This is a genomic window from Leifsonia shinshuensis (assembly GCF_013410375.1).
Taxonomy (GTDB): Bacteria; Actinomycetota; Actinomycetes; order Actinomycetales; family Microbacteriaceae; genus Leifsonia; species Leifsonia shinshuensis.
Genome location: NZ_JACCFL010000001.1, coordinates 2,256,551 through 2,277,143, shown reverse-complemented (window position 1 = coordinate 2,277,143; position 20,593 = coordinate 2,256,551). Strand labels below are relative to the sequence as shown.

Below are 20,593 nucleotides of genomic sequence, written 5' to 3'. Positions count from 1 at the left end.
CGGGCTCAGCCCGCGTCGGCCGCCGCGTAGAGGGCGGCGATGTCGATCTTGCCCATCGTGAGCATGGCCGCGTTCGCGCGTCCGGCGCGCTCGCGGTCCGGGTCCTGCTGCAGTTCCAGCAGCGCGCGCGGCACGATCTGCCAGCTCAGGCCCCAGCGGTCCTTCAGCCAGCCGCACGGTCCCGGCTCGCCGCCGTCCGCGGTGAGGCCGTCCCAGAGCCGATCGACCTCCGCCTGGTCCTCGCAGACCACCATGAGCGAGGCCGCCTCGGTGAAGGAGTACAGCGGGCCGCCGTCGAGCGCCACGTACTCGATGCCGCCCAGCTCGAAGGTGACGAGGACGGTGCTGCCGTCCTCGCCGAGCCGGTCGACGCTGACGATGCGGGAATCAGGGACGAGCGAGACGTAGTGCTTCGTCGCCGCTTCGGCCTGGCCGTCGTACCAGAGGAACGTTCTGACCTTCTGCATGGCGGTCATGCTACGCGCGGGCGGTAGCGTAGCGGCATGGGCTACAGCAGTTACATCGCGATCGGCGACAGCTTCACGGAGGGCGTCGGCGACGACCTCCCGGACGGCCGGCAGCGCGGCTGGGCGGACTTCGTCGCCCTCGGGCTCGCCCTCGCCTCGCCGGAGCCGGTGAGCTACGCGAACCTGGCGATCCGCGGCCGCAAGCTCACCCCCATCCTCACCGAGCAGCTGGACCCGGCCATCGCCCAGCACCCGCAGCTCGTGAGCCTCAACGGCGGCGGCAACGACATCATGCGCCCGCGCGTCACCATCGCGTCGGTGGCGACGCAGCTCATCGACGCGGCCGACCGGGTGGCGGCCTCCGGCAGCACGATGCTGCTGCTCAGCGGCGCCAACCCGAGCCGGCACCTGCCGATGGGCGGGCTGCTGCGCAAGCGCGGCGACGAGCTCGCGGTCGCGGTGCGGGAGCTGCTCCCCCGCGACGGCGTGCTGTTCGTCGACAACTGGGCCGACGAGTCGCTGGAGGACATCCGCTACTGGTCGGCGGACCGCCTGCACCTCAACGCGCTCGGTCACGCCCGCGTGGCGAGCAACGTGCTCACGGCCCTCGGCGTGCCGGTCCCGAGCGCGTGGGGCGTGGAGGAGGTGGAGGCCGCGCCCGCGGGCGAGCCGTCCCGCCGCACCGCCGACTACTACCGCCGCTATGTGCTGCCGTGGATCGGCCGCCGGCTCACCGGCCGGTCGTCCGGCGACGGGCGGACGGCGAAGATCCCGGAGCTGACCGTGGTGGACCCGGCCTCCGCCCAGCCCCTCTAGCCGCCGAACAGGGGTCGCAACACGCCGTCATCCACGCTGCACAACGGCGTGTTGCGACCCCTGTTCGGCGGCGGCCGGATGCCCTCGGCTCAGTCGTTGTCGCCGCCCGTGGTGTCGATCCGGGTGGACCGCGCACCCCCGCCCCAGCGCCACTCCGCGACCTCCGGGATGTCCTCCCCGTGGTCCCGCGTGTACTGCCGCGCGTGCAGCCGTGCGTCCACCATCTCCTGCCGGAACGCGGCCTCCCGTGCGGCGAGTCCCGGCACCCGGTCGAGCACGTCGATCACCAAGTGGTAGCGGTCCAGGTCGTTGAGCATGACCATGTCGAACGGCGTGGTCGTCGTCCCCTCCTCCTTGTAGCCGCGGACGTGCAGGTTGTCGTGGCCGGCCCGGCGGTAGGTGAGCCGGTGGATCAGCCACGGGTAGCCGTGGTACGCGAAGATCACCGGCTTGTCCGTGGTGAACAGCGCGTCGTACTCGCGGTCGTTCAGCCCGTGCGGGTGCTCGCCCTCGCTCTGCAGCCGCATCAGATCCACCACGTTCACGACCCGCACCGCGAGGTCCGGCAGCCGGCGCCGCAGGATGTCCGCCGCGGCCAGCACCTCCAGCGTCGGGATGTCGCCCGCGCAGCCGAGCACCACATCCGGCTCCTCGCCGTCCCGCTCGGTCCCCGCCCAGTCGAACACTCCGATGCCGCGCGTGCAGTGCGCGATCGCGTCCGGCATGCTCAGCCAGTTCGGCGACGGCTGCTTGCCCGCGACCACGACGTTCACGTAGTCCACCGACCGGAGGCAGTGGTCGTAGGTCGAGAGCAGCGTGTTCGCGTCGAACGGCAGGTACACCCGGACGATGTCGGCCTTCTTGTTCATCACGTGATCGATGAACCCGGGGTCCTGATGCGAAGCGCCGTTGTGGTCCTGCCGCCACACATGCGAGCTGAGCAGGTAGTTCAGCGACGCCACCGGGCGCCGCCAGGGGATGTCGCGCGCGCTCTTCAGCCACTTGGCGTGCTGGTTGAACATCGAGTCCACGATGTGGATGAACGCCTCGTAGGAGTTCAGGACGCCGTGGCGACCGGTCAGCAGGTAGCCCTCGAGCCAGCCCTGGCACTGGTGCTCGCTCAGCACCTCCATCACCCGGCCGCTCGGCGCCAGGTGGTTGTCGGAGTCGATCGGCCAGTACTCCGCGTTCCACTGCTTGCCGGTCACCTCGTAGACGTCCTGCAGCCGGTTGGAGGCCGTCTCGTCCGGGCCGAACAGCCGGAAGTCGTGCGGGTTCTCGGCCATCACGTCGCGCAGCCAGCCGCCGAGGACGCGCGTGGCCTCCGCGACGGTCTCCCCCGGCGCCGGCACCTCGACGGCGTAGTCGCGGAAGTCGGGCAGGCGCAGGTCCCGCCGGAGCAGACCGCCGTTGGCGACCGGGTTGGCGCTCATCCTCCGGTCGCCCTCCGGCGCGTGCGACGCGATCAGCGGGACGGGCGCGCCGGACTCCTCGAACAGCTCCTGGGGCCGGTAGGACTGCAGCCAGCTCTCCAGCAGGCGGGTGTGCGCCTCGGTGTCGCGGGCGTCGGCGAGCGGCACCTGGTGCGAGCGCCAGTTGTTCTCGGCCGGGTGGCCGTCGATCTCCTTCGGGCAGGTCCAGCCCTTCGGCGTGCGCAGGATGAGCATCGGCCAGGCCGGCCGGTCGACCAGGTCGCCGGACTCGGCCGCGGCCTTGATCTCGGCGATCCGGTCCAGGATCTCGTCGAGCGTCGCGGCCATCCGCTTGTGCACCTCGCGCGGGTCCTCGCCGTCGAACCCGCCGGAGACGAGGTATGGCGTGTAGCCGTAGCCGCGCATCAGCTCCAGCAGCTCGGACTCCGGGATGCGGGCCAGCACGGTGGGGTTCGCGATCTTGTAGCCGTTGAGGTGCAGGATCGGCAGCACGACGCCGTCGGTCTTCGGGTTGAGGAACTTGTTCGAGTGCCAGGCCGTCGCCAGCGGACCGGTCTCGGCCTCCCCGTCGCCGACCACGGCCGCGACCAGCAGGTTCGGGTTGTCGAAGGCCGCGCCGTAGGCGTGCGACAGGGCGTAGCCGAGCTCGCCGCCCTCGTGGATGCTGCCGGGGGTCTCCGGCGCCGCGTGCGACGGGATGCCGCCCGGGAACGAGAACTGGCGGAAGAGTTTGCGCATCCCGTCCACGGTGCGGTCGATGCCGCTGTAGATCTCGCTGTACGTGCCGTCGAGGTACGCGCCGGCGACGACGCCGGGCCCGCCGTGGCCGGGACCCGCGACGAAGATCGTGTCGAGGTCGCGCTGCCGGATCGCGCGGTTGAGGTGCGCGTAGACGAAGTTGAGCCCCGGCGTGGTGCCCCAGTGCCCGAGCAGTCGCGGCTTGATGTCGTCGCGCGAGAGCGGACGGCGCAGCAGCGGGTTGTCGAGGAGGTAGATCTGGCCGACGGAGAGGTAGTTGGCGGCGCGCCACCAGGCGTCGAGCTGATCGAGTTCTTCTTCGGAGAGTGGGTTCGTCTCGGCCTGGGGCTTCGTGTCGGAGAGTGGCTTCGTCTCGGCCTGGGGCTTCGCGTCGGCCTGGGGCTTCGTGTTGGAGAGGACAGTGGCTGGGAGTTCGTTCGACGTCTCGCTCACGCCGGAATCCTACGAGCGGGCCGCTCCGAACAACAGGGGTGGAAACCTCGATCATCGACACGCCGGCCGGTCCGGTTGCGGTGCGGCACACGCGCCGCACGGCCCGGACCGCCACGATCCTCCTGCACGGTGCGGCCGGATCGTGGACGACCTGGCTGCCGGCGATCGAGGCCGCGGGCGGCGCCGACGCGCTCGACGATCTGGTCGTGCCCGACCTGCCGGGCTGGGGCGACTCGCCTGCCGATGTGAGCAGTCTCGACGCGCCCTCGCTCGCGTGGGCCGTGGCCGCGACGGCGCGCGGGCTCGGCTACGAGCGCTGGCGGGTGGTCGGTCACTCGATGGGAGGCTTCCTGGCCCTGGAGCTCGCGGCGCAGGAGCCCGCGGCGACCGAGTCCCTGCTGCTCGTGTCGGCCACGACCCTGGGCGCCCGCGGGGACCGGCTGGGCCGGTTCGGGCTGCTGCGCGCGTGCCCGGGACTGGCGCTGCTGCTGGTGGGGATGCGGCTGCTCGCCGCCTCCGGCGCGGCCGCGGCGCCGTTCGTCCGCGGACTCGACCGGCTGGGACTCCTCGGGCTGATGCTGGCGCCGCTCTTCGGCCGGCCGCAGCCGCTCACCGTGCACGAGCTCGCCCACGATCTGCGCCCCGCAGCGTTCGTCCGGGCGGTCGCCTGCGCTCTGCGCTATCCCGCGGCCGAGCGCTGGTCGCGGATCCGCTGCCCCGTCCTCGCCGTGCACGGCGACCATGATGTGTTCGTCGGCGCCGACGACGACGCCCGGCTGGCCGCGATCATCCCGCGCTTCTCGGCACTGACGCTGTCCGGCACCGGGCACTTCGGTCACGTCGAGCGACCGCGCTTCGTCGCGAGCGTCCTGGGTCCGCGATAGGTTCGTGAGCATGACGGGCGAAGTGGTCACGGAATCGGTCGACGCATCGACCTGGGACGAGCTGCAGACGGTGTTCGGCAGCAAGGGCGACGCCTCCTCGTGCTGGTGCCAGTGGTTCAAGCTCAGCCGCTCCGACTGGGACGCCGCCACCCGGGAGGACACCCGGGCGCTGTTGCACGAGCAGGTCGAGCAGGGCTCCCCCGGCGTCATCGCCCGGATCGACGGCGAGCCGGTCGGCTGGGCGGCGGTGGAGCCGTTCTCCGCCTATCCCGCGCTCGGCCGCTCGCCGATCACCCGGCGGCGGGAGGGCGACCCGGAGGACGTCTGGGCGGTCACCTGCTTCGTGGTCCGGATCGAGTATCGCAAGCGCGGGGTCGCCCGCGCCCTGCTCGCCGGCGCCCTCGAGCACGCCCGCGAGCGCGGCGCGACGATCGTGGAGGGCTACCCGGTCGATCCCGAGGCCCGGCCCTCGCTCACGGCCGCCGAGCGCTACCACGGCACGGTCTCACTGTTCCGCGACGGCGGGTTCGAGGAGGTGCGGCGGCCGAGCGCCACCCGCGCGATCATGCGCAGGACGCTGACCGCCTGAGCCACGCTGCCGGCGGCCGGGGAACTAAGCTCGGTCGGGTGAGTTCGCAGCGCAACCGGGTCGTCGTCGGAGCCGGCACCCAGGTCGCCACCGAGGTCAGCATCAACTTCGGCTCCTCGGTCGCCGGGCTGCTCATCCCGATCGTCGGCTCGCTCGTCGTGGTCGCCGTGCGGCAGCTGGTCACCGCCGTGTGCGTGCTGCCGTTCTACCGGCCGAAGCGCGCCGAGCTGACCTGGACGCGCCTCTGGCCGGCGCTCGCGCTCGGCGTGGTGCTGGCCGCGATGAACCTCAGCTTCTACGAGGCGGTCGGCCGGCTGGGCCTCGGGATCGCGGCGACGATCGAGTTCCTCGGCCCGTTCGCGCTCGCGCTCGCGGGCTCGCGACGGCTCCTGGACGCCGGCTGCGCCGTCGCGGCCGCGGGCGGAGTGGTGCTGCTCACCGCGACGGAGGGCGCCATCGACCCGATCGGCGTGGTCCTCGCCCTGACGGCGGCGGCGTCCTGGGCGGCGTACATCCTGCTGACCCGCCGGGTCGCCACCCGGCTGCCCGGGCTGGAGGGCCTCAGCGTGGCCAGTGTGGTCGCGACGGTGCTCACCGTGCCGCTGGCGCTGGTCGTCGTCGACTACAGCCGGATCGACTGGCGGGTCGCCGGGCTGCTGCTGACCGCCGGGATCCTCTCCTCGGCCGTGCCCTACAGCCTGGACACGTTCATCCTGCGGCGGATCACCCCGCGGCTCTACGCGGTCATCACCGCGTTCGGGCCGGTGATCGCCACGATCTTCGGTGTGATCGTGCTCGGCGAGCGCTTCGCGTTCGTCCAGCTCGTCGGCATCGTGATCGTCTGCCTCGCAGCCGGCGTCACCATCGCGACGCAGCGCGACCACCCGCGCTCCGACCTGGAGTCGACGGCCGAGACCATCCCCTAGCGAGCGGCAGCGCTCAGGACAGGACGTCCTTGGTCAGGAAGCGGCCGACGGCGAGGGCGCCGAAGACGGCGACGTAGCCGGCCTGCAGCCACAGGTTGGAGACGAACGAGTCCCAGACCAGCGGCGCGCGCAGGAAGTCCGCGAAGCCCAGCCAGTAGTGGCTGAACAGCCACGGGTGCAGGGCGTCGAGCTGCGGGAGCTGGTCCATCACCTGCGAGACGACGGCCAGCACGGCGGTCGCCGCCATCGCCCCGACCGGGCCGTCGGTCAGCGTCGACAGGAACAGGCCGATCGCGCACATGCCCAGCAGCGACACCACGATGTAGAGCGCGATGAGCAGCATCCGCACCGCCGCGTCGCCGAGCGGGACGACCGCCCCCGAGAGCAGGGTCACCGGTCCGATCGGGAAGAGCAGGGCGCCGATCACCGCGCCGGCGACCGCGACGGTGAGCGCCGCGGCGACGCAGAACACGGCGCAGCCGGCGAACTTCACCGCGAGCAGCCGCAGCCGGCCGGCCGGCGCGATCACGAGGTAGCGCAGCGTCCCGTGGCTCGCTTCGCCCGCGATGGTGTCGCCCGCGACGACCCCGATCGTGAGCGGCAGGAACAGCGGGACGCACACCACCAGCGCGGTGAAGGCTACGAACAGGCCGTTGCTGGTGATCTGGTCGAGGAACGCCGGGCCGCGGCCGTGGCCGGTGAGCCGCACCGCGACGGCGATGAGGATGGGCACGGCGGCCAGCGCGCCGAGCATCGCCCAGGTGCGCCAGCGCCGGAACATCACCGAGAGCTCGGAGCCGAGCAGCGCCCAGCCCGCCGACGGCCGGGCGCGACGCGCCGCGATCGAGGCGACCGGCCGCTCGACCGCCGCCGCGGCCTCGCGGCCGTCGACCGGGACCGCCTCACTGCTCGACATCGAAGCCCTCCCCCGTCAGCTCCACGAACCGCTCCTCCAGGCTGGAGGCGCGCACCGCCAAGCCGCGCAGCCGCACGCCGTCGCCGACCAGGGCGGCGGCGAGGTCCTCCACGGCCGGCGCGCCCTCGGGGAGGGCCGCCTCCACGCCGTCGCCGCCCTGCTCCGGGGCGAGCCCGAACCGCGCGAGCACCGTGGCGGCCGCGGCGCGGTCCGGCGTCGTCACGCTGACGCGCGGCCCGGAGGCGCTGCGGAGCTCGTCCAGCGAGCCCTGCGCCACCAGGCGGCCGGTGCGCATGATCGCCGCGTGCGTGCAGATCTGCTCGATCTCCGCCAGCAGGTGGCTGGAGACGAACACGGTGGTGCCCTCGTCGGCGAGCGAGCGGACCAGGTTGCGCACCTCGCGCGTCCCCTGCGGGTCGAGCCCGTTGGTCGGCTCGTCCAGCACGAGGAGGTCGCGGTCGGTGAGGAGGGCGCCGGCGATCCCGAGGCGCTGCTTCATGCCCAGCGAGTAGGCGCGCACGTGCTTGCCCGCCGCGTGCGTGAGGCCGACGCGCTCGAGCGCGGCGGCGACGCGCGCCGTGCGGGTGGCGCTCGGGGCGTACCGGTCGGCGGTGTCGCGGCGGACGAGGTTCGCCGCGCCGGAGAGATACGGGGCGAAGGCGGGTCCCTCCACGAGGGCTCCGACCCGCGGGAGGACGGTCGCGCCGCGGTCGGGCATCGCCTCCCCGAGCAGGTCGATCGAGCCCGCGGACGGCGAGATCAGGCCGAGCAGCATCCGGATGGTCGTCGTCTTGCCCGAGCCGTTCGGTCCGAGGAAGCCGAACACGGACCCGCGCGGCACCTCCAGGCTGAGCCCGTCGACGACGGCGCGCCCGCGGAAGCGCTTGGTCAGGCCGCTCGTCGCGATCGCGGGGGCGTCGCTCACCGGCGGTCGCTCACTGCGCGGCGGACTCGAGGGCGGACACCGGCACGGCGCCCGCGAGCAGCCGGCCGTCCGCCGTGACGAGGACCGACACGAGCGAGGTCGAGAGTGCCCGGCCGCCGCCGACCGGCTGGGTCAGCTGGGCGACCAGCGGGTCCGCCAGCGCCTGCGCGGGGACGGTGCCGGCCGGGAGGCTGACGATCGTCGCCCAGCCGGTGCCGGTGACCGTGGGCTTCGGCCGGTTCGTACCGGCGCTGGCGTGCTCGCCCGTCTTCGGCGCCTGCTCGGTCACCTTCGCGCCCTTCGGCGGGGTGAACGAGAACACGCTCGCGTCGGGCGCGCTCGGCGTGAAGTCCTTGAACCAGGCCTGGAAGGACGGCGAGGAGGCCCCGCGTGCCGTGACCTGGACCTGCAGCGGCAGGCCGGTCTGCCCGTCCACCGCGATCGACACCGAACCCACCAGGGTGGCGTCGGTGCGCGGCGTCAGCACCAGATCGTAGGCGTCGCGGTTCGCGACCTTCGTGTTCGGGCCGAGCGTCACCTTCGTCGACGGGTCGACCGCGGCGAGGAACTTCTCGGCCAGCGCCTGCGGCGTGGTCGCCGTGGCGTCGGGCGTCGGGGTGGCCGCACCGCTCTTCTCGTGCGCGGGGACCGTCGCGTGCGTGACCGACTGGTCGCTGGACTGGTAGAGCCAGACGTCCGACCCGTTGCGGATCGCGTCGCGCTCGGCGAGCTGGTCCAGGAGCTGCACCCGGACCTTGGTCGGTCCGTCGACGTAGACCTTGGCGCTGTGGTCGCCCATCAGCAGCGAGAGCGTACTCGCGATGGAGCTGTCAGCGCTGGACGAGCCGCCGCCCGTCTTCGGGATGCTCGGCAGCCCCAGGTCGGAGGTCTGCTCGACGGTGCCGGAGAACGCCTTGGTGTCGCTCGACGCGACCAGCCGGAGGACGTCCTCCGGCGACTTGACGGGCAGGTCGGCGGCGCCGGCCGCGAGCGGGATCGCGATCGCTCCCGCGGCGATGGCGGCGGGGACGACGATGGCCGGGAGCCAGCGGACGAGGCGGTGCTTCATAGTCCCGAGGATACGCTCGGGACCCCGCCGCCGACCCTTCCGATTCGGTGGGAGAAGGGGAAATCATCCCCTGGTATGACACCCCGGTCCAACCCGCGCCGGCGAGCCATTCCGTTTGGCGTCTATGATGTCAGCACTGATGGCTGCAATGTCACACTACAGCTAGGCTGAACTGCTATCAGCGCTCGCGGAGCGCTCGTCGGGAACGCAACGGCTGCGTCGGGCAGTCCTCTCGGGAACGCTCGGAGTTCGTGGCAGACGCAGCGTCGGGCATCCCCGTGAGGCGGCGTTGGAACGGCTGCGACAAAGAAGGAAGGCGCATCGTGGGTTTGAGCTACGACTCGGGCGACTCGGAAAACGTGAAGACCGCATTAGAGGCCAACCTCACCGCCGCCTCCACGGCGCTGGACAAGCTGGAGAGCGCGTCGAAAAGGCTTCTCGCCGGCCTCGGCACCGGTGAGCTGTCCGGGAAAGGCTATTCCGCCGTCGATGCGTTGTTCGCGTGGGTCGTCGTGCCCTGTATCGCGCGGGCGAAGGGTGAAATCGACGCGATCCGGGGTGAACTCGACACGTATGTTCGCGAGGACGCGAAGGTCAGCCGATGGGGCGTTCTGAAAGAGGACGAGCTGACCACCCAGCTGGTCGCGACCACGACCCAGCGGGATGCCACCGAGCGTCTGATGGAGGCAAACAGCCATGCCGCGGACTCCGCGGTGGCGGTGCCGGGCTTGAGCGAGTCGCTGCGGATGGCGAACACTCAGCTGCAGCTGGTCTTGAACGAGCTGGAAAGGCAGATCCGCGACCTGGAAGACAGGTTGACGGCGCTCCAAGCCTTCGCATCCGCGACGCAGGGCCTGTTTCGCGACGGCTTGTCGAAACTGGACTCCGCCATCAGGGACACCGTCGCGCTCCTGGAGCAACTCGGCGGCGGTGTCGGGATCAGTGCACCGCCCGCACGGGCGAAAGCTCTCGTCTACCTGGTGGGCCTGGGGTCGTCGAAGGATTGGTCGACCGCGACGGCCGCCGAGTTGTCGTCGCTGCTGAACGACGTGTCCCCGTCGCAGATGAAGGCGTTGCTGGCTGCCCACCCGGAGTTGCTTCAGAGGTTCTGGGACCACCCGCCCGCGCCGGAGAAGACGGCTGCGTGGTGGAAGAAGCTCGACGCGACGCAGCGCAAGGAGTGGGCGAACGCGGTCCCGAGGCTCGTCGGCAACCTCGACGGCGTCCCGCCACGGGTGCGCTCCGACGCGAATCGTGAATGCCTGAAGTCCGACCTCGCCGACGCGAAGAAACGACTCACCGACGCCAAGGCGGATCCTGAACTCGGCTCGCCGTTCGAGGGGGTCCGTCGAAGCGCACTGGGTCGTCTCGCTGAGGCGCAGAAACTGGCCGACACGCTCTCGCGTATCGATATCGCCTACGGCAAGGGTCCGACCGGCACCCCGCCGCACGAGCTGTATGTCTACCAACCCGGTGAACGCACCAAGGTCGCCATCAGCACCGGGCTTCTGGAGACCGCCGACCACATCAGCGTCGTGGTTCCCGGGATGGGAACCACCGCCGACGACATCGGACAGTACGGCAATGCCGCGAGAGACCTGCGGCAGCAGCAATGGCAGGCGTCAGGTGTTGATCCAAGCAAGATCGCAGTGCTGTCCTGGCTGGACTACGACCCTCCCAGCAGCACGGATGTGTGGGGCGTCAGGCAGGACGACCTCGCCACCGCGGGGGCGGAGAGACTGGGAAACACGCTGCGCGGGCTGACCGCGGTGAAGGACTGGCCGGCGAACGCGGTCGGGCTCTCGGTCGTGGGGCACTCGTACGGGACCGACGTCGCCACGCTTGCCCTGACCCAGAAGGGAGTCACCGCTGGGCATGTCGTGCTCCTCGGCTCGGCGGGTATTGCCGGAAGCGTCCCGTCAGCGGCGGCGTTGCATGTGCCGGGCGGGGAGGTCTACGCGACCCAGGGTACCCGCGACGGGTGGGCCGTGATCGGGCAGCTCATTTCCGGGCGCCTCGACCCCACCAGCCCGAGCTTCGGCGCGCACCCGTTCAGCGCGGAGGCCACGTCTCTGGATGGTCTCGACCTGAAGGGGATCACGAAACACGGCCCGTTCGGTAACGGTCCGAAAACCCCCGACTCCTACAGCTACCTCGACAACCGTACCTCCGCCCGATACGCAACGGCGATGGCGACGATGGGACGCGGGCAGGAACTCCCCACCGGTGGGACCCCGCAGGACCGATCGGCGGTGCCGAACCCGCAACCGCGCCCGAGCCCGACACCGTCGGGGGCACGACAATGAGCAGGACGATCACGGCCGCCCCCCGCACAATACTGCGTGTTGTCGCATTGGCAGCACTGCTCGCCACAGGAGCGCTGGCGGGGTGCGTAGCACAGCCCAAGACGGCGAAGGAGATCCAAGAGATGGAAGACCAAGACAGAGCAGACCGCGCAGCGGTCGAACACGAAATCCAGCGCCTCTACGACGAGGCGACAGCCCTGGTCTCTGACACCTGGCCGACACCTGAAGCGGAGTGGGGGTACGGGTGTGGCGACTATGCCGATGGCACCCCGTCCGAGAGCTGGAACATCGCGAACCAGTACAAGGGTCCGACGAAGTCCAGTCCTGCGGAGACGGCGGAGCGGGTTGCGCAGTTGTGGACCGATCACGGGTTCCCGACGAAGGTGGTCGAGGACAATCGGATCTACCCGCCGCGGAAGGTGGTGTCGTACCCGCCGTATCTGACCGGTGTTCGTGCAGACGGCCTGGGGATCGTGTTCACGATCGGTGAGAACTACGCCGACTTCATCGGCAACAGCCAGTGTGCTCCGGAGGACCCCGACGACCCACGGCTGCCGAAGAACTGGTGAGGGTGCTTCCTTGAGAAGGAGTTCTCTCAGAGCGAGTCGCCCGGCATGGCTGGTGGGTGCTAACGACTGCAGACGAGTCCCGCCGCGTGCTAATTGTCGTGGCGCTCGCCGCGCACACACAGAACGAAGAGGAACACAATGAGCGAGTTGTCAGAGCCGGCCAACGAGACCCCAGCGGAGAACGCCGTGCGGCGGAGGCGGGGATTCGGATGGAGTGTCGCCGCGTTGGTGTGCGGCGTGGCCACAGTGGTCGCGTGGCTTGTCGGGCTTCGCTTTGAGTCGATCCTTCCTGCTGTTCTGGCGATCATTGCAGGCGTGGTCGGGATCTACCGCGAGCCTCGTGTACGCGCCCTGGCGATCGTGTCAATGATACCTCCGGGCCTCAACCTCGCCCTCTGGGCTTATTTCGTCGTGCTCACCTACATCACTTTTGCGAGGCCCTGAAATCCGAAGGGAATCACGAGCGCGACGGCCGCGCTCTCGGTCTTGAAGCACTCGCACGGGACGAGCGCCGCTGCCCCCACGCTGGCCCGGAAGGATGTGTCGGCGGTGCTTGTCGTTCCGTCGCCTGCCTGAGTCCCGGAGACGGCTTCGCGAACGCTGAGAACTACGCCGCCTTCCGGGGGGGGGGTAAAGCCGATGCGCTCCGGAAAACCCCGACGACGCGGTACTGCCGAAGAACTGGTGAAGGCCGGTGCTGACTCAGGCCCTCACGGCATGAACCCTACGCTCCCACGTGACCCGCGCAGGATACGCGGAAGGCCCCGCCGGAGCGGGGCCTTCCTCATCCGCCCTAGAGGACGTCGCCGACCTTGTGGACGCGGATGTCGTTGGTGGTTCCGGGGATCCCGGGAGGGGAACCGGAGATGATGATGACCTTGTCGCCGTTCTCGGCGCGGCCCGTCGACTTGAGCGCCTCGTCCACCTGGGCGACCATCTGGTCGGTGTGGGTGACGCGGTCCACGACGAACGACTCGACGCCCCAGAACAGGGACATCCGGCGCCGCACCGACTCCTCCGGCGTGAACGCCAGGATCGGGATCTTGTTGCGCAGGCGGGACATCCGGCGGGCCGACTCGCCCGACTCGGTGAACACGCAGAGGTACTTGGCCTCCACGAAGTCGGCGACCTCCACCGCGGCGAGCGTGATCGCGCCCGACTGGGTGCGGGGACGCGTACCGAGCGGCTGGATGCGGTCGAGGCCGTGCTCCTCGGTGGAGGTGACGATGCGCGCCATGGTGGCCACGGTGATCGCCGGGTACTCGCCGACGCTCGTCTCGCCGGAGAGCATGACCGCGTCGGCGCCGTCCAGGACGGCGTTGGCGACGTCGGAGGTCTCGGCACGGGTCGGCACGGGGCTGGAGATCATCGACTCGAGCATCTGGGTGGCGACGATGACCGGCTTGGCGGCCCGGCGGGCCAGCTCGACCGCGCGCTTCTGCACGATCGGGACGGCCTCCAGCGGGAGCTCCACGCCGAGGTCGCCGCGGGCGACCATGATGGCGTCGAAGGCCTCGATGATCTCCTCGAGCGCCTCGACGGCCTGCGGCTTCTCGATCTTGGCGACGACGGGGACCTTGCGGCCCTCCTCCGCCATGATCTCGTGCACCCGCTCGATGTCCGCCGCGTTGCGCACGAACGACAGCGCGATGATGTCGGCGCCGAGCTTGAGGCCCCAGCGCAGGTCGGCCTCGTCCTTCTCGGACAGCGCGGGCACGTTGACCGCGACGCCGGGGAGGTTGATGCCCTTGTTGTTGGAGACCGGGCCGGCGACGACGACCTCGGTGGTGACGACGTTGCCCTCGACCTCGACGACGCGCACGCGCACCTTGCCGTCGTCGATCAGGAGGAAGTCGCCCGGCTTGACGTCCTGCGGCAGGCCCTTGAACGTCGTCGACGAGATCTCCTTGGTGCCGATGATGTCATCGGTGGTGATCTTGAAGATGTCGCCCTGGGCGAGATCGTAGGGGCCCGCCTCGAACTTCCCGAGACGGATCTTGGGACCCTGGAGGTCGACCAGGACCGCGACGGGCTTCCCCGCGTCGTCGGCGGCCTTGCGCACGTTGGCGTAGACCCCCTCGTGCACGTCGTAGCTGCCGTGGCTCAGATTCATCCGAGCGACGTCGACGCCCGCATCGATGATCGCGCGGATGTTGTCGTAGCTGGAGGTCGCCGGACCGAGGGTCGCGACGATTTTCGCCCTTCTCATGGGTTTTTCAGTGCTCCGTGATTCTCGCACCCCTGACGGCGCGTTCTCGTGGTGGAGGGGATCAGACGAGGATGCCCCGGTCGGTGGGGCGGACCGGGGACGGCAACTCCGTCTCCCCTTCAAGATACCGGTCGACGGCGGCTGCCGCTGCCCGGCCCTCTGCGATGGCCCAGACGATGAGCGACTGCCCGCGGCCGGCGTCGCCGGCGACGAACACGCCGGCCTCGCTGGTCTGGTAGTCGCCGTCGCGGGCCACGTTACCCCGGTCGTCGAACGGGAGGCCGAGCTGGGCGCCCAGGTCCTCCTGCTCCGGACCGGTGAAGCCGAGCGCCAGCAGCACGAGGTCCGCGGGGATCTCGCGCTCGGTTCCGGCCTTCGGCACGCGCCGGCCGTCGAGGTACTCGGTCTCCGCGACGCGGAGGGCCCGCACCTCGCCGAACTCGTTGGCGAGGAACTCGACGGTGGAGGCGAGGTACTCGCGCACACCGCCCTCCTCGTGGGCGCTCTGGACCTCGAACAGGGTCGGGGTCACCGGCCACGGCTGGTGCGCGGGGCGCTCCGCCGGCGGCTGCTTGCCGATCGCGAGGTTGGTGACGCTCGCCGCGCCCTGGCGGTGCGCGGTGCCGATGCAGTCGGCGCCGGTGTCGCCGCCGCCGAGCACGATGACGTGCTTGCCGTCCGCGGTGATCTGGTCGGCGACCTGGTCGCCCGCGCCGGCCTTGTTCTGCTGGACGAGGTACTCCATCGCGAAGTGCACGCCGGCCAGGTCGCGGCCCGGGATCGGGAGGTCGCGCGGGACCATCGCGCCGGTGGCGACCACGACCGCGTCGTAGCGCGCGCGCAGGTCGTCCCAGGCGATGTCCACGCCGATGTTCACCCCGGCGCGGAACCGGGTGCCCTCGGCCATCATCTGGTTCAGCCGCGCCTCGAGGTGCTTCTTCTCCATCTTGAAGTCCGGGATGCCGTAGCGCAGCAGGCCGCCGATCCGGTCGTCGCGCTCGTAGACGGCGACGGTGTGGCCGGCGCGGGTGAGCTGCTGGGCCGCGGCGAGGCCGGCGGGGCCGGAGCCGACGACGGCGACGGTCTTGCCGGTGAGGCGCTCCGGCGGGTGCGGCTGCACCCAGCCGTTCTGCCAGGCCTGGTCGATGATCGACACCTCGACCTGCTTGATCGTCACAGCGGGCTGGTTGATGCCGAGCACGCACGACGACTCGCAGGGCGCCGGGCAGAGCCGGCCGGTGAACTCCGGGAAGTTGTTGGTCGCGTGCAGGCGCTCGATGGCCTGGCGGCCCTCCCCGCGCCACATCAGGTCGTTCCACTCCGGGATGAGGTTGCCGAGCGGGCAGCCCTGGTGGCAGAACGGGATGCCGCAGTCCATGCAGCGCCCGGCCTGCCGGCGCAGCTGCGCCGGGTCGCCCGCCTCGTAGACCTCTTTCCAGTCCATGAGCCGGACCGAGACCGGCCGCCGCTTGGGGAGCTCGCGCTCCGTCGTCTTCAGAAAACCCTTCGGGTCAGCCACCGGTCACCTCCAAGTCGACAGGAACCTTCGGGTCAGGCAGCATCATCCGCCGGTCACCTCCAAGATCCGATTCCACACAACATCGCCGTCGGGGTCGAGCCCCTCGTCGACGGCCTCCTGACGCATCTGCAGCACCGCCGCGTAGTCGCGCGGCAGCACCTTGACGAACTTCGCGACCGTGGCGTCCAGGTCGGCCAGCATCCGCTCGGCGAGGGCCGAGCCGGTCTCCGCGCGGTGCTTCTCGAGCAGGTCGCGGACGATCTCGATGTCGGCGCTGCCGAGCGGCAGCAGCTCCAGTTCGCCGGTCGCGAGCGCCTCGCGGTTGACCCGCTCGCGCTTGAGGTCGTACACGTACGCCGTGCCGCCGGACATGCCGGCGCCCAGGTTGCGGCCGGTGCCGCCCAGGATGACCGCGAGGCCTCCCGTCATGTACTCCAGCGCGTGGTCGCCCACGCCCTCGACGACCGCGGTCGCGCCCGAGTTGCGCACCAGGAAGCGCTCGCCCACGATGCCGCGGATGAACATGCTGCCCTGCGTCGCGCCGTAGCCGATCACGTTGCCCGCGATCACGTTGCGCTCGGCCGGGAAGACGCTGCCCTGCGGCGGGCGGACGACGATCTGGCCGCCGGAGAGGCCCTTGCCGACGTAGTCGTTGGAGTCGCCCTCCAACCGCAGCGTGATGCCCGCAGGGAGGAACGCGCCCAGCGACTGGCCGGCCGAGCCGGTCAGCGTGATGTCGATCGTGCCGGTCGGCAGGCCGTTCTCGCCGTGACGGGCCGTGACCTCGTGACCGAGCATGGTGCCGACGGCGCGCTCCGTGTTGCGGATCGGCAGCGACAGCGCCAGCGACGCGCCCTCCGAGCCGGGGTGGGCGGAGGCGAGCACGTCGTGCGCGGCCTGGATGAGCTGGTTGTCGAAGTGCGCGTCCAGCTCGTGGTCCTGCTGACGGCCGTTCTTGCGCGGCGCGTCCTCCGGGAACTCCGGCCCGCGCAGGATCGGCGTGAGGTCCATGCCCGACGCCTTCCAGTGCTCGATCGCGCGGTCGGCGTCGAGGAGCTCGGCGTGGCCGATCGCCTCGTCCAGGCTGCGGAACCCGAGCTCGGCCAGGTACTCCCGCACCTCCTGCGCGATGAACTCGAAGAAGTTGACCACGAACTCCGGCTTGCCGGAGAACCGCGAGCGCAGCTCCGGGTTCTGGGTGGCGACGCCGACCGGGCAGGTGTCCAGGTGGCAGACGCGCATCATGACGCAGCCGGACACCACCAGGGGCGCGGTGGCGAAGCCGAACTCCTCGGCGCCGAGCAGGGCGCCGACGATGACGTCGCGGCCGGTCTTCAGCTGACCGTCCACCTGCACGACGACGCGCTCGCGCATGCCGTTGAGCATGAGGGTCTGCTGCGTCTCGGCGAGCCCCAGCTCCCACGGCGTTCCCGCGTGCTTGAGCGAGTTGACCGGGGACGCGCCGGTTCCGCCGTCGTGGCCGGAGACCAGGATGACGTCGGCCAGCGCCTTCGCGGTGCCCGCGGCGACCGCGCCGATGCCGGACTCGCTCACCAGCTTGACGTGAACGCGGGCCTGCGGGTTCGCGCGCTTCAGGTCGAAGATGAGCTGCTTGAGGTCCTCGATCGAGTAGATGTCGTGGTGCGGGGGCGGCGAGATGAGCCCGACGCCCGCGGTCGCGTGCCGGGTGCGCGCCACCCACGGGTAGACCTTGGTCGGCGGCAGCTGACCGCCCTCGCCGGGCTTGGCGCCCTGGGCGAGCTTGATCTGGATGTCGTCCGCGTGGGTCAGGTACATCGACGTGACGCCGAACCGGCCGGACGCGACCTGCTTGATCGCGCTGCGGCGCTCCGGGTCGAGCAGGCGGTCCAGGTCCTCTCCGCCCTCGCCGGTGTTCGACTTGGCGCCGAGCCGGTTCATGGCGATGGCGAGGGTCTCGTGCGCCTCCTTGGAGATGGAGCCGTAGCTCATCGCCCCGGTGGAGAAGCGCTTGACGATCGACTCGACGGGCTCGACCTCGTCGATCGGGACCGCGGGACGCTCGCCGGTGCGCAGCGTGAACATGCCGCGCAGCGTCATCAGCGACTCGGCCTGGTCGTCCACGAGCTTGGTGTACTCGCGGAAGACGTCGTACCGCCGGGTGCGCGTGGAGTGCTGCAGGCGGAACACCGTCTCCGGGTTGAAGAGGTGCGGCGAGCCGTCGCGGCGCCACTGGTACTCGCCGCCGGTCTGCAGCCGCTCGTGCGCGAGGATCGCGCCCTCGGGCGGGTAGGCCGCGGTGTGGCGCGCCAGGTTCTCCGCTGCGATGACGTCGATGCCGACGCCGCCGAGCTTGCTCGTCGTCCCGGTGAAGTACTGGTCCACGAACTCCTGGCTGAGGCCGACCGCCTCGAACGCCTGGGCGCCCGCGTAGGACGACACAGTCGAGATGCCCATCTTGGACATGATCTTCAGGACGCCCTTGCCGAGCGCCTTGATCACGTTCTTGACGGCCTTCTCCGGCGTGACGCCCGTGATCATCCCGCTGCGGACGAGCTCCTCGCAGGTCTCCATCGCCAGGTACGGGTTGATCGCCGAGGCGCCGTAGCCGATCAGCAGCGCGACGTGGTGCACCTCGCGGACGTCGCCCGCCTCCACGATGAGACCGCACTTCATGCGGTTCTCGGTGCGGATCAGGTGGTGGTGCACGGCCGCGAGCATGAGCAGCGACGGGATGGGCGCGAGGTCCTTGGTGGAGTCGCGGTCGCTCAGCACGATGAAGTGGGCGCCGGCCTCGATGGCCTCGTCCACCTCGTCGCACAGCTCGGCGAGGCGCGCCTGCATGGCGTCCGGCCCGGCGTCGGACCGGTACAGGCCGCGCAGCGTCGTGGTGAGCCGGCTGCCCGGGCGCGGGTCGATGTGCTGGATCTTGGCCAGCTCGTCGTTGTCGATCACCGGGAAGTCGAGGACGACCTGGCGCGCGTGCTCGGGGCCGGCCGTGAGCAGGTTGCGCTCCGGGCCGAGGCCGAGCGCGAGGGAGGTGACGACCTCCTCGCGGATGGAGTCGAGCGGCGGGTTGGTGACCTGCGCGAACTGTTGGGTGAAGTAGTCGAACAGCAGCCGGGGTCGTTCGGAGAGCACCGCGACCGGGGTGTCCGAGCCCATCGCGCCGAGCGGCTCCGCGCCCGTCGTCGCCATGGGCTTCAGCAGGACGCGCACTTCCTCCTCGGTGTAGCCGAAGGTGCGCTGACGGCGGGTGACGGAGGCCGGGGTGTGCACGATGTGCTCGCGCTCCGGGAGGTCCTTGAGGTTGATCCGGCCCTCGGCGAGCCACTCGCCGTACGGCGCGCTCGCGGCGAGCTCCGACTTGATCTCGTCGTCCTCGATCAGGCGGCCGGCCACGGTGTCGACCAGGAACATCCGGCCGGGGCGCAGGCGGCCCTTGCGCACGACGCGGCTCGGCTCGATGTCCAGCACGCCGACCTCGGAGGCCAGCACGACCAGCCCGTCGTTGGTGACGACGTAGCGGCCGGGGCGCAGGCCGTTGCGGTCGAGCGTCGCGCCGACGAGCGAGCCGTCGGTGAACACGATCGCCGCCGGGCCGTCCCACGGCTCCATGAGCATCGAGTGGTACTCGTAGAAGTCGCGACGGACCGGGTCGATCTCGGTCTGGTTCTCCCAGGCCTCCGGCACCATCATCATGACCGCGTGCGGCAGCGAGCGGCCGGTGAGCGAGATGAGCTCCACGACCTCGTCGAACGACGCCGAGTCGGAGGCGCCGGGCGTGACGATCGGCAGCACGGGCGACAGGTCGCCGAGCAGCTCGCTCTCCAGCTGGGACTGCCGGGCGCGCATCCAGTTGCGGTTGCCCGAGACCGTGTTGATCTCGCCGTTGTGCGCGATCAGCCGGAACGGCTGCGCGAGCGGCCAGGACGGGAACGTGTTGGTCGAGTAGCGCGAGTGCACCAGGGCGAGCTTGGACGCGAAGCGCTGGTCGGAGAGGTCCGGGTAGAACGGCTCCAGCTGGAGCGTCGTGACCATGCCCTTGTAGACCAGCGTGCGGCTGGACAGCGACGAGAAGTACAGGTCGAGCTCGCGCTCGGCGCGCTTGCGCAGGAAGAAGGTCAGGCGGTCGAGCGCGATGCCGGCGACCGGCTCCCCGCGCTCGTCGGTGCGGGTGCTCGAGACGAAGAGCTGCTCGATGACCGGCATGGCGTCGCGGGCCAGCGTGCCGAGCTCCTCCGGGCGGACCGGGACCGGACGCCAGCCCAGCACGGTGAGGTCGTGCTCGGCGGCGATCGCCTCGACGGCCGTCTTCACGCTCTCGCGTGCGGCGGCGTCGGTCGGCAGGAACGCGTTGCCCACCGCGTAGCGGCCGGCGCCGGGCAGGTCGAGCCCGGCGACCGCCCGCAGGAAGGCGTCGGGGATCTGCGTGATGATGCCCGCGCCGTCGCCGGTGCCGGCGTCGGAGCCGACCGCGCCGCGGTGCTCCAGGTGGCGCAGCGCTTCGAGCGCGGCGTCGATGATGTCGTGACCGGCTGTCCCGCGGAGCGTCGCGACCATGGCGAGGCCGCAGGCGTCCTTCTCGGCGGCGGGGTCGTAGAGACCCTGCTTTCCGGGAACCGTGCTGAACCGGGAATGGGGAGGCGTGACCGCCATATTTCGACCGTCCTCACAGTGTCGTGGATGTGGGGATGTGGAGTGCGGGGACGCCTTCGGCCCGATGCTGGGAGGTTCCGCCGCAACTGCGCCGGGCTTGTGTGCGGCCCGGGGGTCGGTGCGGTCAGGTAGTGCT

15 protein-coding genes are annotated in these 20,593 nt (G+C 70.8%); 7 read left to right on the top strand and 8 right to left on the bottom strand.

What is annotated here, in order from left to right; translation table 11 throughout:
- Positions 1–5 precede the first annotated feature (5 nt).
- Positions 6–467 carry a VOC family protein gene (locus tag HNR13_RS11060; RefSeq protein ID WP_179605801.1) on the bottom strand — a complete coding sequence of 154 codons (462 nt, stop codon included), beginning with the start codon at positions 465–467 and terminating at the stop codon, positions 6–8.
- Positions 468–503: 36 nt separating this feature from the next.
- On the opposite strand from HNR13_RS11060, the gene HNR13_RS11055 reads away from it, so the two are divergent.
- On the top strand, positions 504–1,283 hold the full coding sequence (locus HNR13_RS11055; protein ID WP_179605800.1) for an SGNH/GDSL hydrolase family protein: 780 nt from the start codon (positions 504–506) through the stop codon (positions 1,281–1,283).
- Between the two features lie 89 nt (positions 1,284–1,372).
- Here HNR13_RS11055 and HNR13_RS11050 read toward each other — a convergent pair whose 3' ends face one another.
- Positions 1,373–3,907 carry a phosphoketolase gene (locus HNR13_RS11050; protein WP_179605799.1) on the bottom strand — a complete coding sequence of 845 codons (2,535 nt, stop codon included), beginning with the start codon at positions 3,905–3,907 and terminating at the stop codon, positions 1,373–1,375.
- 38 nt (positions 3,908–3,945) lie between these two features.
- On the opposite strand from HNR13_RS11050, the gene HNR13_RS11045 reads away from it, so the two are divergent.
- The 3 genes from HNR13_RS11045 to HNR13_RS11035 are packed head-to-tail and all read left to right on the top strand — an operon-like array spanning position 3,946 to position 6,306.
- A complete protein-coding gene (locus HNR13_RS11045) occupies positions 3,946–4,791 on the top strand; it encodes an alpha/beta fold hydrolase (RefSeq protein WP_343063529.1) in 846 nt (281 codons plus the stop codon).
- A gap of 10 nt (positions 4,792–4,801) precedes the next feature.
- Positions 4,802–5,380 (top strand): GNAT family N-acetyltransferase, encoded by a 579-nt coding sequence (locus tag HNR13_RS11040; RefSeq protein WP_179605798.1) that lies wholly within the window; start codon positions 4,802–4,804, stop codon positions 5,378–5,380.
- A 38-nt stretch (positions 5,381–5,418) separates the two neighbouring features.
- Positions 5,419–6,306, top strand: coding sequence for an EamA family transporter (locus HNR13_RS11035; RefSeq protein ID WP_179605797.1), 888 nt, complete (start codon positions 5,419–5,421; stop codon positions 6,304–6,306).
- Between the two features lie 13 nt (positions 6,307–6,319).
- Here HNR13_RS11035 and HNR13_RS11030 read toward each other — a convergent pair whose 3' ends face one another.
- Genes HNR13_RS11030 through HNR13_RS11020 form a run of 3 tightly spaced genes read right to left on the bottom strand, consistent with a single transcriptional unit; the run spans position 6,320 to position 9,216 of the window.
- The gene (locus HNR13_RS11030; RefSeq protein ID WP_179605796.1) at positions 6,320–7,222 is read right to left on the bottom strand and encodes an ABC transporter permease; all 903 of its coding nucleotides are present in this window, start codon (positions 7,220–7,222) and stop codon (positions 6,320–6,322) included.
- Positions 7,209–8,147 (bottom strand): ATP-binding cassette domain-containing protein, encoded by a 939-nt coding sequence (locus HNR13_RS11025; RefSeq protein WP_179605795.1) that lies wholly within the window; start codon positions 8,145–8,147, stop codon positions 7,209–7,211. The genes HNR13_RS11030 and HNR13_RS11025 overlap by 14 nt, the downstream gene beginning before the upstream one ends.
- 10 nt (positions 8,148–8,157) lie before the next feature.
- A complete protein-coding gene (locus HNR13_RS11020) occupies positions 8,158–9,216 on the bottom strand; it encodes a LolA family protein (RefSeq protein WP_179605794.1) in 1,059 nt (352 codons plus the stop codon).
- Positions 9,217–9,539: 323 nt separating this feature from the next.
- On the opposite strand from HNR13_RS11020, the gene HNR13_RS11015 reads away from it, so the two are divergent.
- The 3 genes from HNR13_RS11015 (at position 9,540) to HNR13_RS11005 (ending at position 12,535) form a co-directional block, all read left to right on the top strand.
- Complete coding sequence (locus HNR13_RS11015; RefSeq protein WP_179605793.1) at positions 9,540–11,522, top strand: alpha/beta hydrolase; 1,983 nt, start codon at positions 9,540–9,542, stop codon at positions 11,520–11,522.
- Positions 11,523–11,644: 122 nt separating this feature from the next.
- A complete protein-coding gene (locus tag HNR13_RS11010; RefSeq protein WP_179605792.1) occupies positions 11,645–12,091 on the top strand; it encodes a hypothetical protein in 447 nt (148 codons plus the stop codon).
- 138 nt (positions 12,092–12,229) lie between these two features.
- Positions 12,230–12,535, top strand: coding sequence for a hypothetical protein (locus HNR13_RS11005; RefSeq protein ID WP_179605791.1), 306 nt, complete (start codon positions 12,230–12,232; stop codon positions 12,533–12,535).
- Between the two features lie 349 nt (positions 12,536–12,884).
- Here the strand turns inward: HNR13_RS11005 and pyk are convergent, their stop codons facing one another.
- The 3 genes from pyk to gltB form a co-directional block, all read right to left on the bottom strand.
- Positions 12,885–14,300 (bottom strand): pyruvate kinase, encoded by a 1,416-nt coding sequence (gene pyk / locus HNR13_RS11000; protein ID WP_179605790.1) that lies wholly within the window; start codon positions 14,298–14,300, stop codon positions 12,885–12,887.
- Positions 14,301–14,361: 61 nt separating this feature from the next.
- Entirely contained in the window at positions 14,362–15,819 is a 1,458-nt protein-coding gene (locus tag HNR13_RS10995; RefSeq protein WP_179605789.1) for a glutamate synthase small subunit, read from the bottom strand.
- 42 nt (positions 15,820–15,861) lie between these two features.
- Complete coding sequence (gene gltB, locus HNR13_RS10990) at positions 15,862–20,457, bottom strand: glutamate synthase large subunit (protein WP_179605788.1); 4,596 nt, start codon at positions 20,455–20,457, stop codon at positions 15,862–15,864.
- Positions 20,458–20,593: the final 136 nt, after the last annotated feature.

Coding starts and splice junctions, on each gene's coding strand:
- HNR13_RS11030 (WP_179605796.1), bottom strand. CDS start 7,222: ATGTCGAGCAGTGAGGCGGTCCCGGTCGACGGCCGCGAGGCCGCGGCG.
- HNR13_RS11005 (WP_179605791.1), top strand. CDS start 12,230: ATGAGCGAGTTGTCAGAGCCGGCCAACGAGACCCCAGCGGAGAACGCC.
- HNR13_RS11055 (WP_179605800.1), top strand. CDS start 504: ATGGGCTACAGCAGTTACATCGCGATCGGCGACAGCTTCACGGAGGGC.
- HNR13_RS11010 (WP_179605792.1), top strand. CDS start 11,645: ATGGAAGACCAAGACAGAGCAGACCGCGCAGCGGTCGAACACGAAATC.
- HNR13_RS11040 (WP_179605798.1), top strand. CDS start 4,802: ATGACGGGCGAAGTGGTCACGGAATCGGTCGACGCATCGACCTGGGAC.
- HNR13_RS11060 (WP_179605801.1), bottom strand. CDS start 467: ATGCAGAAGGTCAGAACGTTCCTCTGGTACGACGGCCAGGCCGAAGCG.
- gltB (WP_179605788.1), bottom strand. CDS start 20,457: ATGGCGGTCACGCCTCCCCATTCCCGGTTCAGCACGGTTCCCGGAAAG.
- HNR13_RS11020 (WP_179605794.1), bottom strand. CDS start 9,216: ATGAAGCACCGCCTCGTCCGCTGGCTCCCGGCCATCGTCGTCCCCGCC.
- pyk (WP_179605790.1), bottom strand. CDS start 14,300: ATGAGAAGGGCGAAAATCGTCGCGACCCTCGGTCCGGCGACCTCCAGC.